General features: G+C 37.3%; 7 protein-coding genes. 3 read left to right on the top strand and 4 right to left on the bottom strand.

Annotation, left to right across the window (positions count from 1 at the left end):
- Positions 1–152 precede the first annotated feature (152 nt).
- The gene (locus ACFIKJ_RS07110; protein WP_375627322.1) at positions 153–509 is read right to left on the bottom strand and encodes a hypothetical protein; all 357 of its coding nucleotides are present in this window, start codon (positions 507–509) and stop codon (positions 153–155) included.
- A gap of 2,181 nt (positions 510–2,690) precedes the next feature.
- Between ACFIKJ_RS07110 and ACFIKJ_RS07105 the strand changes: the two genes are divergently transcribed.
- The 3 genes from ACFIKJ_RS07105 to ACFIKJ_RS07095 are packed head-to-tail and all read left to right on the top strand — an operon-like array spanning position 2,691 to position 5,460.
- Positions 2,691–3,434, top strand: a complete 744-nt coding sequence (locus tag ACFIKJ_RS07105; RefSeq protein WP_375670391.1) for a creatininase family protein — start codon at positions 2,691–2,693, stop codon at positions 3,432–3,434.
- 21 nt (positions 3,435–3,455) lie between these two features.
- Positions 3,456–4,478, top strand: coding sequence for a CobW family GTP-binding protein (locus ACFIKJ_RS07100; protein ID WP_375627321.1), 1,023 nt, complete (start codon positions 3,456–3,458; stop codon positions 4,476–4,478).
- A 10-nt stretch (positions 4,479–4,488) separates the two neighbouring features.
- Positions 4,489–5,460, top strand: a complete 972-nt coding sequence (locus ACFIKJ_RS07095) for a WD40 repeat domain-containing protein (protein WP_375626647.1) — start codon at positions 4,489–4,491, stop codon at positions 5,458–5,460.
- Positions 5,461–5,620: 160 nt separating this feature from the next.
- Here ACFIKJ_RS07095 and ACFIKJ_RS07090 read toward each other — a convergent pair whose 3' ends face one another.
- The 3 genes from ACFIKJ_RS07090 to ACFIKJ_RS07080 form a co-directional block, all read right to left on the bottom strand.
- A complete protein-coding gene (locus ACFIKJ_RS07090) occupies positions 5,621–9,199 on the bottom strand; it encodes an autotransporter outer membrane beta-barrel domain-containing protein (RefSeq protein ID WP_375670390.1) in 3,579 nt (1,192 codons plus the stop codon).
- A gap of 150 nt (positions 9,200–9,349) precedes the next feature.
- On the bottom strand, positions 9,350–12,511 hold the full coding sequence (locus tag ACFIKJ_RS07085) for an autotransporter outer membrane beta-barrel domain-containing protein (protein ID WP_375670389.1): 3,162 nt from the start codon (positions 12,509–12,511) through the stop codon (positions 9,350–9,352).
- A 147-nt stretch (positions 12,512–12,658) separates the two neighbouring features.
- Positions 12,659–16,861 (bottom strand): autotransporter outer membrane beta-barrel domain-containing protein, encoded by a 4,203-nt coding sequence (locus ACFIKJ_RS07080; RefSeq protein ID WP_375670388.1) that lies wholly within the window; start codon positions 16,859–16,861, stop codon positions 12,659–12,661.
- Positions 16,862–16,896: the final 35 nt, after the last annotated feature.

Below are 16,896 nucleotides of genomic sequence, written 5' to 3'. Positions count from 1 at the left end.
GGATCTTGAACTTTAATAATGTTAATAAAACTATATTTAGTATTAAGAATAGTAATTTTTTATCCAATACAGTATAAATAATTTCAAATATTTATTTTTTCAAAATCATAAGGCGAACAAAAAGATCATCGACTTTGTCGATGATCTTTTTACTAAAGTGTAGTGAATATTCCCCAAAGAGATATAACAGCACCTAATACATCCCCAACACATAAAGAAGCAAGAAGTGATAAAATACCTATTCCCCCCCAACAGGCTGCACCTGAAAAGGCAGCAGTTTTTTCAGCTTTCCCCAAAGCAATGCCATCTTGTTCCTCAACGCCTTGAATAACAGCTCTATCCACAGCTTTAATAGCTACATCTTTTTCTAGTGTAGAAATAGTAACTGCCATTCTCTCTTGAAATTGATTTTTTACAAAACTTGCATTTCCCTCTATAGTTTGTACAAAAAAGAGAATAAATAGTGTAAAAGTAAATGAACATACACGATTTTTAAATATTTTAAACATAGCTTTCTTTGCTCCTCTTTTCTTCACTGAAAAAATGAAAGAATATTCACATATATAAAAACCAAAACTTCTATTTAATCATTTATATAATTGCACATAATAAAATATTATATGTAATTATATTATATAACACATTGTGTATTACATGTAAAGACATAAAACAGCAAATGATAAAAATAATTTATTCATTTTACACTATAATAACTAATATCTTAACAGTAAGATATTGTCATTGTTATTTATCTACTTCAAAATAATAAAAATTTGTCAAATTGCTTATTATAATAAAGATTAAAAAAATAAATTCATTTGAAAATTTATATAATAGAACTTTTATAAATAATTTAAAATGTAATTAAATTTTAAAGAAATATAACATTAAAAACCGTTATTATAATGATAATTATCATCTATTATTTTAAATAAATATACAAATGAAATAGTAATTAATGGATTTTTATTATATCGATCATCAATAAACTTGAAAATAAAATTGATAGCGAATAAAAAACTCGATATAAAACAAATATATCATAATAAATAAAAATTAAAATATTGTATTATTTTTCTATAAAAAATTTATAAAATGTAAAAAGAAATTAAGATCTCTATTTTCAAATAGAAAAGACGTTAATAAAATAATTCTCAACTTTTACTGATATATAAAGAAAAATAGCGCATAGCATCTTCAAAAGGTAATTCAGCCCCTTTATCTCATACAGCATAAAAACTCAAAATATTGACATTCAAACCTAACAAAACAAACGCATAAAATAAGTAAATCTATCAGATTTACAAAAACATTATAAGCAACAATAGAGCACCAACAAACTACCTAAAATTAAATAAAAAGAGAGTCATAAAAAATGAGATGATCCCCCAAAATACTGAAAAACAATTTTCTTTCTTAATTTTCATAAATTTTATTCCATATTTTGCTTCAATATTGTAGAGCACAGCCTTATTTATATTTACTCTGTATTAATAAAAAAATTCTCTTTGAAATAAATTTTTGGCAATATTCACATAACTGTCTGCAATTTGTACAAAATAAATAATTGATCAAATGCTTGAAAGAAAAATGATATTAAATGATAAATTTACCAACCGATCATTTTAATAGCAGAATACTCATCTATAATAATAATTTATTGTTTTGCATGTTGAATGAGAGAGCTGACTATTATAGGATTCTCTTAATTTTAACGCTGTTTATATTGAATTAATCAATATTCTTCGCTTTCAAAGCACAAAAGAAAACGATGTGTGTGTGTAAACACACTTGAAGAAAGGAAAATATCACTTATGAGATATTTTAAATATCAAGCGCGGTTAACACAGTATTGAAAACTGGAAAAGTGAATGGTGGAGCCCCTTTTTAATTTAAAAATGTAAAGATAGTGAAGTGCAATAGATTTTATATTATGAGGATTTACCATTATACCATTCACGAACAGTATCACAAAATAGGCTTGGATACCTTGAGAAAGGTTTCTTTAAAACAAGCGTATCAATGTGCAACACAATAGCGTTCTGTTTATCATGTATCCAACGGTATTTCTTCTTGAATCATCTTATAAACTCATCGAGCTCTCTGAGATTCAAGTTCATCTTACGTGAATTTTTCCCTTTATATTCATTTTTTCTCATGAACACTAAAGTCTGTTAAGACACTATCCAAAGTAAAATCAATCAAAAAAATTTCTATTCTTTTGTACTATACAGATACTTGAATTAAGAATTTAGAACTCCTGATTTCAACCAAAGTCTGTACTATTGCAACAATAGAAATAGTTTTGTTATCCTCGCTCCATAGTAAAAAGAAGAATATACAACTTACAGAAAAAATTGCGCTTTCAATAAACAATGAAAAAATTATTTTTCATTACATGATGTGAAGTATTTAACCTGTATGAATATTTACTTATTAAAAATGAGAATATGCATCAGAAAGTCTTACCAAAGATAGCTATCTTTAGAAAGCTCGCCTCATATTACAAAAAATTTGAGTTGGCTTTGCTCAATAAAATCTTCACTATTGTTTGACAAAGCTCTCATTTTTATAGCATCCATATGTGATGTAAAAAGACGCCTATTTGCGTTTCTCTTATAGATAGATTAAATAGTGACAGCACTTTTGATCATTTTTTCTGTGTTAACTTCTCTTTTGGGCAATAATTTATGGTATCTAACACGCCTTTTCTCGCTCTTTTACCTTTGGGCGCACACGAATATCACGGAGAGCACCTTCCCTTCGAAACCGACTGGATCATTGCTGAAGCTTTTGCAAAAGCCCTCACTTTACAAACAAAAGAGCAATTTCATATCGCACTTTTACCGGTTGAAAAGATTGGCTATTCTATAGAACATATGGATGTTACAGGCACACAAACCCTTACCTTTTCTGATGCTATTGAGCGATGGATAAGCATTGGTGAAAACTGCTATCGCAAAGGAATAAAGCGTTTTCTTCTTCTCAATGCCCATGGAGGCAATTCACCCTTAATGAGCATTGTTATCACCGAATTACGGAGGCGTTTTTCAATGCTTGCGGTAGCAACAAGTTGGAGTCGTTTTGGCCTACCGCAAGGTTTAATGGCACCGTCTCAACAGCATCTTGATATCCATGGAGGATTTATCGAAACCTCTCTCATGCTCTATTTAGCACCCGAAAAAGTGCATATGGAGAAAGCAGAAAATTTTTATAATAAGCAAGCTGATATGATTGCCAACTATCAGTATTTACGCGCTTATGGTCCTCATGCCTTTGGGTGGACAATGCGAGATCTAAATACGCAAGGTGCAGCAGGAAACGCAAGCAAAGCAACACCGCAAGCCGGTGAAGCAATTTTCTCTCATGTTCTTTGTGGGCTTCGTGGTTTACTTGATGATATCAATCGATTTAAAATAAATACATGGCAATAAAGAACAATAAAAGGTCTCTCCATGGAAACAACACACCCCAAAAAACTTCCCGTTACGGTTCTCACAGGCTATCTTGGTGCAGGAAAAACTACCCTTCTCAACCGCATTCTCAGTGAAAATCATGGCAAACGTTATGCCGTCATTGTCAATGAATTTGGTGAAATTGGTATTGATAATGACCTGATCATTGAATCAGATGAAGAAATTTATGAAATGAATAATGGCTGTGTTTGCTGCACTGTGCGTGGTGATCTTATTCGCATTCTGGAAAGTCTGATGCAACGTTCTCATCGATTTGATGCGATCATTATAGAAACGACAGGACTTGCAGATCCCGTTCCCGTAGCACAGACCTTTTTCATGGATGATACGGTCCATGAAAAAACAGCTCTCGACAGTGTTATCGCGGTCGTTGATGCAAAGCATTTGCCCTCTCAACTGAAAAAAAGTCGTGAAGTTGAAGAACAAATTGCTTTCTCTGATATTGTTCTCTTAAATAAAATTGATCTTGTCAGCGAAGAAGAACGTGCACACGCGCAATCGCTCATTCTTGCAATTAATCCCAGAGCCATAATTTACGCAACAGAGCGCGCTAACATCCCTCTTGATAAACTCCTCGATCGAGGTTCCTTTGATCTCCAACGCACTTTAGATAATGATCCCCATTTTCTTGACCATCAGCACGCAGACCATGTCTGTGGTCCCGATTGTAATCATGATCATGTACATCACCACAAATCCACCATTCATGATATTACAATAACCTCTGTAAGTTTAAAAACAGGTGCCCTTCAACCAGAAAAATTTTTCCCATGGATTCAACAGATCACGCAACAACAAGGTCCTGATATTTTGCGTTTAAAAGGCATTATCGCATTTCAAGGAGACGATGATCGTTATGTCATTCAAGGCATACACATGATCCTTGAAGGACAGCACCAACGTCCATGGCGTGAAGATGAAAAACGTGAAAGTCGACTTGTTTTTATTGGCCGTACCCTTGATGCCGAAAAACTGAAAACCGGTTTTGAAAATTGTGCATAAGCGAGTAAAAATGCCAAGCATTACCAATTACAATTTACAAAATTATTGTCTTTCCTGCGGTTTTATTGATAATAAACCAGCTTTTGTCTCGGTCGAAGGTTTCATTGTTTTTTTAAACCCAATCCCACAAAACATTGAAGTTCACCAAGGAATAATTTCTAGCCATTTTTCCCATGATAACACAGCTATCATTACAGGTGGAGAAGACGGAAAGGTCTGTCAAACAACAGTAGATGGTCATACAAAAGTACTGGGCAAACAGGAAGGCAAATGGATAAGCAATGTTGCATTTGGACCACGGAAAGTTTTTGCTTTTTCCTCCTCACGTTTCGCATTTGTGGATGTTGGAAAAGAAAGACAAGAGCTCACACATGAACGCAGTGTAGAAGGCCTCGCTTTTGCCCCAAAAGGTTTACGACTTGCCGTTGCCCATTACAATGGAGTTACTCTTCATTGGTTATCAACGCAAACATCTCCCACCACATTGGTCTGGAAAGGAGCACACTTTGGTGTCACCTTCTCACCAGACAACCGCTATGTCATTTCTACCATGCAAGAAAACGCCCTCCATGGCTGGCGTCTCACTGATAATCAGCATCTCCGCATGAGTGGCTACCCAAGCAAAGTCAAAAGCTGGTCTTGGAGTGCGAAGGGAAAATGGTTAGCAACATCCGGTGCATCAGCAGCCATTGTCTGGCCCTTTCATACAAAAGATGGCCCCATGGGAAAAACACCATTAGAACTGGGCACACGAGCAAATGCACTTGTCAGCACCGTTGCATGCCATCCAAGCAAAGAAATTGCAGCAATAGGCTTCAATGATGGAATGATTTTGTGTGCACATTTTCACGATGGAAAAGAAGTTCTTCTAAAAGGCTATGGAAAAAGCGCCATTTCAGCGCTCAACTGGGATCAGACAGGGCACAACCTTGCCTTTGGTAGCGAAAATGGTGAGTGTGGTATTATCAACATCTCTGTTTAAGAAAACAACAACAACCATCACAGCTAAGATAGCCGCACAATCCTCCAGAAGCAATTGCGCATAAAACCCATCTTCCTCTCTAAAAAATAAGAGAAGATTTTAATAAAGTAAAAGGCAGCATTTTCTACTGCCTTTTTATAAAAGGACATACCATACTCTGTCAAAAAAGATGGCGCAAACCAGCTGAGAAACTCGCTCCAGAAAAACCAACTTTCTTAAATTTATGCTGATAAGTTATATCTCCATAAAGAGAAAGTTTTGAAGAAAGACGCGCATTAAAACCAAGCCCCGCTTCTAAAGAAGAACCAAAATCACCTAACTGGAAATCATTTTTAAAAGAAACAAATTGCTTATCTTCAAAACTACGCAAATAAGAAAGCTTACTATAAAAAGAAATGGCACGTCCCTTTTCAGAAACATTAAGTGTCTTGCTTAAACGCCCACCAACACGCCCCACCCATTGATGAAATTTTCCTAAATCAACATCAATATTATCAACATCATGTGCCGGATTAAACTGAAGATGCTGATAAACAACCTGAATCTGCGGATCAAAAACAACACCTTTATACCCTGTTGCAAACGTTCTGCCACTTGTTAAAGAACCGCTAAACTGTTTACCCTTTAACGTCACAACCTTGCCCCGTGCTAGTGTCAAAACATCTCCCTTAAAAAGTCCATACGATAATACCCCATCGATATAAAAACCCGTATCATGCTGTAAACTTCCATAAGCAGCAACGGACCATTTATCAAATGGACTCTTTTTGCTTTGTTCAACATTTAGAGGATGGAGAGAGAGGTTTCCATAAGTTCCCGTGACCCCAAAGAATGTGCAACTCTCTGAACTCTCAATTTCTTTCAGCAAAACGCCTGCTTCCAGTGCACTATAATCAAGTTCTGCTCCATAGCCATATTCAAAAGCAGAAAGATTTGAAGCATAGTGGTAGCTTCCACCATAACCACGGATAAAAAATGCTGGATTTTCATCACTTTTCAAAGAACCTCTAGAATAGCTTCGTATTGCCTCCAATTTTTTATTTTGAGAGGCAAAATCCATCAAGCCGGCATGGAATAACGCATTTGGTAAAAGGAGATAAGTTGGCAACTGTGGGACAACCGCCCTAATTCCCATTTCGGGCTGAATATCAGGCTTAACAGGAACAGGCGAAGTGGGGACAGGATCTGTAGGTATAGGATCACTTAGATCAGAGGGCGCTGACGGAGAAGGTGTTGGTGTAATAGGCACAGAGAAAGAAGATGAAGGATCTGTAGGTACAGGATCACTTGGATCAGAGGGCGCTGACGGAGAAGGTGTTGGTGTAATAGGCACAGAGGAAGAAGATGAAGGATCTGTAGGTACAGGATCACTTGGATCAGAGGGCGCTGACGGAGAAGGTGTTGGTGTAATAGGCACAAAGGAAGAAGGTAAAGGATCTGTAGGTACAGGATCACTTGGATCAGAGGGCGCTGACGGAGAAGGTGTTGGTGTAATAGGCACAGAGAAAGAAGATGAAGGATCTGTAGGTACAGGATCACTTGGATCAGAGGGCGCTGACGGAGAAGGTGTTGGTGTAATAGGTACAGAGGAAGAAGATGAAGGATCTGTAGGTATAGGACCACTTGGATCAGAGGGCGCTGACGGAGAAGGTGTTGGTGTAATAGGCACAGAGGAAGAAGATGAAGGATCTGTAGGTACAGGATCACTTGGATCAGAGGGCGCTGACGGAGAAGGTGTTGGTGTAATAGGCACAGAGGAAGAAGATGAAGGATCTGTAGGATCTGTAGGTATAGGACCACTTGGATCAGAGGGCGCAGACGGAGCAGGTGTTGGTGTAATAGGTGTAGGTAATGGAGTGGGAACAGGGTCTGTAGGTGTAGGATCTACCGGCGCAGAAGGTGAAGGTGGAATAGGTAAAATTGTAGAAGAATCTTGTTTAGGACTAATATAAATACCCTCGAGACGAAAATCCCAAAAGTCCCGATCTCCTGCAACTAATCTATTCATAGGATCTGCTTTTCCAAAAGAAGAACTTGGGCCATAAGCACGAAGACGATATTGATAAGGCAAACCATTTATTGCAGTATAATCGCCCATTAGTTTAAAAGAATCTTCACGCGCATATCCAGAAACTTGGATAAGTGAAATACTGTTGCTTCCTTCACCGCTTACTTCCTTTTCTGAAGTTTTGGAAAAATTTTCCATCACGAGCAGTGTAGTGCCGGAAACATCTCCATCGATCAAAATACGATCGGTTTTTTGAGAATCAAACAAACCATCATCATTCAAAAACGTACTGAGCTTAATCTGAACATTACCCTCCGCATTGTATGCCTCCTTGTATCGTTCATTCCCGATACGCAATGTTTGATAACCGCTGGATACATCCCGATTGAAAATAAATGTACTATCAGAAAGACTCACAGATGAAAGTGATGAATCTGTAAAAACAGAACCCTGCAAACCTTTATATTTGCTTTTTGTGAGATACCAAGTAGAACCACGCGTTAATTCTAATCTAGCAGTAGAAGTATCTTCAACGTGCACACCCCCTGTAAGGGAAGAAGCGCTTGCTTTAATAGATATAGAAGAGTTCTTTTCAGCTTTTAATAACAAATCACCAGAGATCTTTGTTGCTTCTGATAAATCAAGAGAAACACTAGCTCCATAACCGCCCTGCCCAGTAACATAAATAGCTGTACCATCTGGAACTGTGAAAGTTGTCTGTTTTAAACGAACAGATGCCTTTCCCATAGTGATTCTTGGCTCTTTTGAAACACCTTTTTGTCCATAATATTCGGCCACTGTGTTTGGATCTAATAGATTAAAATACAGACCATAAGCCCCCTTTCCCTGCACAGAAATATTTGAGCTCTCAATCTCAATATTTGTCTTCTTAAAAGCGTCTGATAGATCATAATTATGAATAGGCTGGCCTCTACTATTTACAAAAGCTGAAAAATTTTTAACCAAAAAGCCATGCATATCATTAAGCACAATAGAACTATTCCTCAATTGAACAGCGCCACCTTGAAATATGTCAAAAGCCTCTGGTAATTTATCGACACTTTCATTATCAACTATAGAAGTGTATTTTTTCCCTTTTCCCTCAATCGTCATGTTATCGAGAAGATATCTCCCCCCAAACTTTGTTGAAAACGCGCCAATCTCATTAAAAGTAACAGTGCTACCTGACATCCTAACAAATGCATTAAGACCACTTACAATCCCTATACCATTCGCATTCAAATTGTCTGGTTTAATCTCAACATTGACACGAACTAAAGCAACATTCGCCTCTTTCCCCGATGCATAAACAGCGTGCGAAGTTCCCTCAATCTTCCCGTCATTCATCTGAATAACTCCATTTAGAACACGAAGACCGGGGATATCCTTAAAATTTGAATCCGTTAGAATAAGCTTTCCGCCATCTTGTACGAATGCACCATATTGAGATATTTCATCTGAATTATTACCCGTAACAGTTATACGAGACGCATTAACAATTGTGCCTTGCTTTCCTACATATATAGCTGCAATAGGCGCAGCTTCCTGAGAATTTTTTAAGTAATAAACTTTATCTGCGAGAAAGTGTGTTTTTCTATCATCGCATCTATAAAATGGAGCCTCTGGATCACATAAACTTCCAGCAGCTTCAAGATGGAAAATTTGCAAAAAATAAAGAATAGCTGTTGTAAAAGTGCATAAAAATGTATGATTATAAAATACATTAACCATCATTCTTCATTACTCATATTTATCAAAGAATAACAATCATATAATATATAGTATAAACTTCATAAAATAAATATACAATAAATAATTAATTTAGTGATTAATATAATGCTTATATACTTATATATAAATTATTCTATATTTTATGGATAACTAAAAATGATATTGTAATCTACCAGAAAAGCTCATTCCAGAAAATCCTGCTTTTGTCAGTTTATGCTGATAATTTATATCTCCATGAAGTGCAAATTTCGAAGATAGTTTGGCATTAAAACCAAGCCCCGCTTCTAAAGAAGAACCAAAATCACCTAATTGGAAATCGTTTTTAAAAGAAACAAATTGCTTATCTTCAAAACTATGCAAATAAGAAAGCTTACTATAAAAAGAAATGACACGTCCCTTTTCAGAAACATTAAGTGTCTTGCTTAAACGCCCACCAACACGCCCCACCCATTGATGAAATTTTCCTAAATCAACATCAATATTATCAACATCATGTGCCGGATTAAACTGAAGATGCTGATAAACAACCTGAATCTGCGGATCAAAAATAACACCTTTATACCCTGTTGCAAACGTTCTGCCACTTGTTAAAGAACCGCTAAACTGTTTACCCTTTAACGCTACAACCTTGCCCCGTGCTAGTGTCAAAACATCTCCCTTAAAAAGTCCATACGATAATACTCCATCGATATAAAAACCCGTATTATGCTGTAAACTTCCATAGGCTCCAACAGACCATTTATCAAATGCGCTTTTTTTGCTTTGTTCAACATCCTCTGGGGTTAGAGAAAGATTTCCATAATTCCCCAAAGCCCCAAAGAATGTACGACTGTATAAACTCTCAATCTCGTTTAACAAAACACCTGCTTCGAGTGCACTATAATTCAGCTCAGCGTTATAGCCATATTCAAAAGCAGATAAATTGGAAGCATAATGATGACTACCACCATAAGCATGCAGAAAAAAGGCTGTCTTTTCATCATCCTTCCAAGAGGAATGAAAAGCATTCCGCATTGTCTCTACCGTCTTATTTTGCGTGGTCATATCCACTAAACCAGCATGAAATAAGGTATTTGGCAAAAGAAGATAAGTTGGCAATTGAGGAACAACAGCTCTAATTTGGAGATTAGACTGAACATTAAGCGACACAGGAAGATTAGACGAAGGTTCAACAGGGTCAGAAGATGTAGAAGGCTTTGGTTCAATAGGGGCAGAAGCAGGAGAAACAGAATCTGCAGATGAAGGTGATGCCGAAACAGAAGGTGTAACAGATGTCAATGATGTGGGAAGTGGATCAGGGGGAGAAGGTGGAGGATCAACAGGATCAGAAGATGTAGAAGAAGAAGGTGTGGCAGATGTCAATGACGTAGGAAGTGGATTGGGAGGCGGAGAATCTAAAGGATGAGATAATGAAAACGAAGCCAGTTTAATAAATGGACCATTATAAGTACCTATTCTAGAAGAAATATAGATACCTTCAAGACGGAAATCCCAAAAATCCCCCTCACCTTCCACTAATCTTTGCTTAGCATCCGCTTTTCCAAAGGGCGAATTCGGACCATAACCACGAATACGATATTGATAAGGAAAACCTTTCACTGTAGTATAACTATCATAACCATTGGCGAGTTGAAAAGAACCTGCCTGCGCTGTTCCAGCAACTTGAATAAGTGAAATGCTTTGATCTCTTCCTTCATGGACTTCTTTATTTGCAGCTTTTGGAAAATTTCGCACATGAACGAATGTCGTTCCCGAGACATCACCAGAAATCAATATACGATCGGTTTTTTGGGGATCAAACAAACCCTCATCACTCAAAAATGCACTCAACTTAATCTGAGCATTTCCCTCAGCACTGTAAACTTTTTTATCTTTTGATGCGAGAATTCTATCTCCTGCGCCTATATCCGGCCTTTTTCCAATGCGTAGCGTTTGATAACCATTCAATATATCTTCATCATAAAAGATCAGTGTACTATTGGAAAGACTTAGAGAAGAAAGAGATGAAACAGATTCCCGTAAACCGTTGTATTTACTTTTAGTAAGATACCATGTTGAATAACGGGTTAACTCTAAATCAATAGTTGATTTATCGTCAACACGCGTCCCTCCTGTCAGAGAAGAAGAATTCGCTTTCACCAATAGAGAAGCGTTGTTTTCAGCTTTTAACAACAAATCACCAGAAATCTTTGTTTCATCAGATAATTCAAGAATACCTTCAGCCCTATAGCCTCTATTTCCCTTCGCATAAATCGCAATACCATCTGGAACTGTCATATTTGTCTGTGATAAATAAACAAATGCCTTCCCCGTGAGAACTTTTTGGGTTTCTAAAACTTTTTCATCATCTCGTTGCCTAGTCATCTTAGCAAGCTCTTCTGGAGCTAAAACATTAAAATACAGACCATGTACTCCCTCCCCTTTCACAGAAATATCGTTTTTTTCTATCTTAATACTTGTATTCTTAAAGCCATCTGGCGAAACATACTTTTGAATTAATTTGCCATTGTTTTCTACATAACCTGAAAAATTTTTAATCAAGAATGCGTGCATATTGTTAAGATGAATAAAACCTTTTTTCAAATAAACATCACCTCCTTGAAAAACCTCAAAAGCTTCCGGCAATACCCCCATAGCGCCATCACCATCTGTTCTAGCTTCCTCCCTCCTTCCTTGCCCCGTAATACACATAGTATCAAGAATATAGCGCCCCCCAAACCGAGTTGAAAATGAGCCAATCTTATTAAAATTAACGGTACCTTCTGACATTCTAACCATTGCATCAAAACCACTCATAATACCGATCCCTTTTACCTTCAAATTATCTGGCTCAATATCGATATTCACACTCTCTAAAGCAATATCCGTTTCTTTCCCCCATGCATAAATAGCATGTGAAGCACCCTTAATTTCCCCTACTGTCATGCTAATAACTGCATTTTGAGCACGAAGAGCAGGTATGTCCTTGAAATCTGCAAATGTTAGATTAAGTTTTCCACCATTTCTTACATACGCCCCATAGGCAGATATTTTATCTGGATTATCGCCATAAACTGTTATCTGAGAGGCATTAACAACAGTGCCTACTTTTTCTACATATATAGCTGCAATAGGCGCAACCTCCTGAGAATTTTTTAAGTAATAAACTTTATTTGCGAGAAAGTGTGTTTTTCTATCATCGCATTTATAAAATGCCTCTCCTGCATCACTTGAAGATCCTGCAGCACTAACATAAGCAACCTGAAAAAAATAAAGAATAGCTGTTGTAAAATTGTATAAAAATGCATGTTTGTAAAATACATTTATCACCATTCTTCCTTACCCCTATTTATTAACGAAGAACAATCACATAATGTATATTATAAACTTATTAAAATAAATATACGATAAATATTTAACTTAATTATTAATATAACACTTATATACTTATATATAAATTATTCTATATTTCATGGATAACTAAAAAAGATATTGTAATCTACCGGAAAAGCTCATTCCAGAAAACCCTGCTTTTGTCAGTCCATGCTGATAATTTATATCTCCATGAAGTACAAATTTCGAAGATAATTTGGCATTAAAACCGAGCCCCGCTTCTAAAGAAGAACCAAAATCACCTAACTGGAAATCATTTTTAAATGAAACAAACTGTCTATCTCCAAAACTACGCATAAGATAAAGCTTACCATAGAAAGAAATAACACGCCCCTCTTCAAAGGGCGCAAGAAACTTAGTTAAACGCCCACCAGCACGTGCCGTCCATTGATTAAATTTTCCCATATCAACATCAAGACTATCAACATCACGCACACCATCAAACTGAAGATGCTGATAAATAAGCTGAAGCTGTGGATCAAAAACAAAACCATTACGCCCTATTGCAAATGTTTTACCACTGGTTAAAGAAGCACTTGACTGTTTACCTTTTAATGTTGCGACCTTACCCCGTGCAAGAGTGAAAACATCACCCCTAAACAAGCCGTAAGATAACAACCCATCCATATAAAAACCCGCATCATGTTGCAGACTTCCATAAGCAGCAACGGACCATTTATCAAATGGACTCTTTTTGCTCTGTTCAACATTTAGAGGATGGAGAGAGAGGTTTCCATAAGTTCCCATCACCCCAAACAATGAGCAACTCTCTGAACTCTCAATTTCTTTCAATAAAACGCCTGCTTCCAGTGCACTATAATCGAGTTCGGCTCCATAGCCATATTCAAAAGCAGAAAGATTTGAAGCATAGTGATAGCTTCCACCATAACCACGGATAAAAAATGCTGGATTTTCATCACTCTTCAAAGAACCTCGAGAAGAGCTTCGTATTGCCTTCAATTTTTTATTTTGAGAGACAAGATCCATCAAGCGGGTATGGAATAAAGCATTTGGTAAAAGGAGATAAGTTGGTAACTGTGGAACAACCGCTCTAATTCTTGGCTCGGACTGAATATCAAGCCTAACAGGAACAAACACAACTGGTGTAGGTTCAACTGGAACAGGCGGAGTGGGAACAGGATCTGTAGGTATAGGATCACTTGGATCAGAAAGCTCAAACGGAGTAGGTGTTGGTGTAACAACTGCAACTGGAGAGGAAGAAGCTGAAGGATCTACCGACGCAGAGGGCGCAGAAGATGAAGGATCTGTAGGCGTAGGTAATGGAGTGGGCACAGAACCTGTAGATGAAGGATCACCTAACTCAGAGGGCGTAGACGGAGAAGAGGCAGGTATAACGGCTGGAGATAGAGGAGTGGGTGCCGAATCTTTAGATGAAGATTCTACTGACTTAGATAACACAGATGCAGAAGGCTCAGAACTAACAGAAGTAGATGGCACAGACAACTCAAATGGAGAAGACGTAACCGGAGAAGATAGCTCCAACATAGGTTCTACAGGGAAAGATCTAACTAAATCAGACGGCGATGCAGGCATTGATTGTTTAGGTAAAGTTTCAACTGAAACAGAAGGAGATGGTATAGGCTTAAAGTCAACAGGAGCAGATGGCACAGGCGACTCGGACGAAGGAGGTGTAGAGGAAACGGTTGGAACAGGTGTAGAAATACCCTCCGTAGAAGAAAGCTCGGTTGAAAAAGACGACTCATCTGAAGAAGCCGTAGGTGGAGCAGACGGCATAGGTGGTTCAGGCATGGGAGCCAAAGAAGGAGATGTAACTGAATCAGATGGTGCAGATATGGATTCTATATGAGAAGTTTCAACTGTATTAGCAGAAGGAGTAAAGATAGAATCCGTAAAGGAATTTTCAACTGGAGAAGATAGCTCCAACATAGGTTCTACAGAAAAAGATCTAGCTAAGTCAGACGGAGATGCAGACATAGATTGTTTAGGTAAAGTTTCAACTGAAACAGAAGGAGATGGTATAGACTTAAGGTCAACAGAAGCAGATGGCACAGGCGACTCAGACGAAGGAGGTGTAGAGTAAACGGTTGGAACAGGTGTAGAAATACCCTCCGTAGAAGAAAGCTCGGTTGAAAAAGACAACTCATCTGAAGAAACCGTAGGTGGAGCAGACGGCATAGGTGGTTCAGGCATAGGAGCCAGAGGAGGAGGTGTAACTGAATCAGATGGTGTAGGTATAGATTCTATATGCAAAGTTTCAACTGTATCAGTAGAAAGCAATGGTACAGATGTAGAATCGACAGGAGGAGAGGACGGTAAAGATACTTCAACAAAAGGAAGCGTAGATGGAGTGGAAGTAAGATCCGTATGAACAGGTTCAATAGTCTTAGTTTCAGAAGAATCAACTTTGGAACTCACATAAATACCTTCAAGGCGAAAATCCCAAAAGTCTCCATTGCCTGCAACTAATCTATTCTTGGGATCTGCTTTTCCAGAAGAAGAACTTGGACCATAAACACGAAGATGGTATTGATAAGGAAAACTACCTATTGTAACATACCCACTGGCAAGTTGAAAAGAATCTTCACACGCGTACCCAGAAACTTGAACAAGTGAAACACTTTCACTTCCTTTATCACGGACTTCTTTTTTTGATTTTTCGGAAAAACCTTCCACTTGGAGAAGTGTAGTCTCCCCCGAGACATCACCATAAATCAAAATACGATCAACTTTTTGAGTATCAAATAAACCATCGTCATTCAAAAATGCACCGAGCTTAATCCGAGAATTACCCTGTGCACTATATGCATCCTTATGGACTAGTCCGTATAATGCTATCAACTCACCTTGTTTACTTATATCATCTATATCATCTATAATCGTTTTTTTTCCAATGCGCAGTGTTTGATAATTATTGGATATACTATTAAAAACAATAGTACTGTCTGAAAGACTTATATATGAGACGGATGTATCTATAGAAATACCTTCTTGTGAATCTTCGTTTTTACTTTGGATGAGATAATATTTACTTTGGGTAAGATACCATGTCGAGCCACGCGTTAACTCTAAATCAACAGTAGATGTATCTTCAACACGAATATCTCCTGTAAGCGTAGTGTCCCTAGCTTTTACGGTTATAAAGGAGTCGTATTGAGCTTTAAATAACAAATCACCAGAGATTCTGGTTCCTTCCGATAATTCAAGAGTAGCTTCAGCTCCCAAACCTTCAGTCCCCGTAGCATAAATAGCAATACCATCTGGAACTGTAAGAGACGTCTTTGACAAATAAACTGATGCAGTTCCCAGAACAATTTTTTCTGTTTCTGAACGTTTTTTATCATCTATATTCAACATATCAGCCCATCGATCTGAATCTAATGTATCAAAGTACAGACCATGTACCCCCATCCCGTGCACAGAAATATTTGATCTCTCAATATTAATATTTGTTTTCTTAAATTCATCTGATGAATCATAACTCTGAATTAGCTTGCCATTTTTATAGGCATAACCTAAAAAATTTGTAATCAAGAAGCCATGCATATCAGTAAGCAGAATAGAACTATCCCTCAAATGAACAGCTCCCCCTTGAGATATGTCAAAAGCTTCTGGTAATTTATCAACACTTTCATTATCAACTATAGCAGTGTATTTTTCTCCTTTTCCCTCAACCATCATGGTATCGAGAAGATACTTCCCCCCAAATTTTGTTGAAAATGCGCCAATCTCATTAAAAGTAACGGTACCACCTGACATCCTAACAAATGCATCAAGACCACTTACAATCCCTATACCCTTTACATTCAAATTGTCTGGCTTAATCTCAACATTTACACGAACTAAAGCTATATCCGTCTTTTTCCCCGATGCATAAATAGCGTGTGAAGTTCCCTCAATCTTCCCGTCGTTCATTTGAATAACTCCATTGAGAGCACGAAGACCGGGGATATTCTTAAAATTTGAATCCGTTAGAACAAGCTTTCCGCTATCTTGTACGAATGCACCATATTGAGATATTTCATCTGGATTACTACCCGTAACAGTTATACGAGACGCATTAACAATTGTGCCTTGCTTTCCTACATATATAGCAGAAACCGATTTACCTTTAGAAGCGTTTAGAAAATCATAGGTTTTATTTTTGATTACGTGCTTCTTACCATCACTGCATGTATAAAACTGAGCCTCTGAATCACACGAAACTCTAGAAGCGTTAGAATTCGCACTAACAACCACGATTGGAAAAAAAGAAACAGCAGCTGTTGTAAGAGTATATAAAAACTTATAACTTTTAAATATATTAGCCATAACTCTATTACAACCTCTCCCCCCTTATATAAAAG

This window comes from Bartonella sp. PS7NMGDW, assembly GCF_042193585.1.
Lineage (GTDB): Bacteria > Pseudomonadota > Alphaproteobacteria > Rhizobiales > Rhizobiaceae > Bartonella > Bartonella grahamii.
Note: the sequence above shows the minus strand (reverse complement) of the source record. Positions and strands in the feature narration are given on the sequence as shown.

What these genes read in the sequence shown, in the direction of transcription:
- ACFIKJ_RS07110 (WP_375627322.1), bottom strand. Translation starts at nt 509, where the DNA reads ATGTTTAAAATATTTAAAAATCGTGTATGTTCATTTACTTTTACACTA.
- ACFIKJ_RS07100 (WP_375627321.1), top strand. Translation starts at nt 3,456, where the DNA reads ATGGAAACAACACACCCCAAAAAACTTCCCGTTACGGTTCTCACAGGC.
- ACFIKJ_RS07085 (WP_375670389.1), bottom strand. Translation starts at nt 12,511, where the DNA reads ATGGTGATAAATGTATTTTACAAACATGCATTTTTATACAATTTTACA.
- ACFIKJ_RS07090 (WP_375670390.1), bottom strand. Translation starts at nt 9,199, where the DNA reads ATGGTTAATGTATTTTATAATCATACATTTTTATGCACTTTTACAACA.
- ACFIKJ_RS07080 (WP_375670388.1), bottom strand. Translation starts at nt 16,861, where the DNA reads ATGGCTAATATATTTAAAAGTTATAAGTTTTTATATACTCTTACAACA.
- ACFIKJ_RS07105 (WP_375670391.1), top strand. Translation starts at nt 2,691, where the DNA reads ATGGTATCTAACACGCCTTTTCTCGCTCTTTTACCTTTGGGCGCACAC.
- ACFIKJ_RS07095 (WP_375626647.1), top strand. Translation starts at nt 4,489, where the DNA reads ATGCCAAGCATTACCAATTACAATTTACAAAATTATTGTCTTTCCTGC.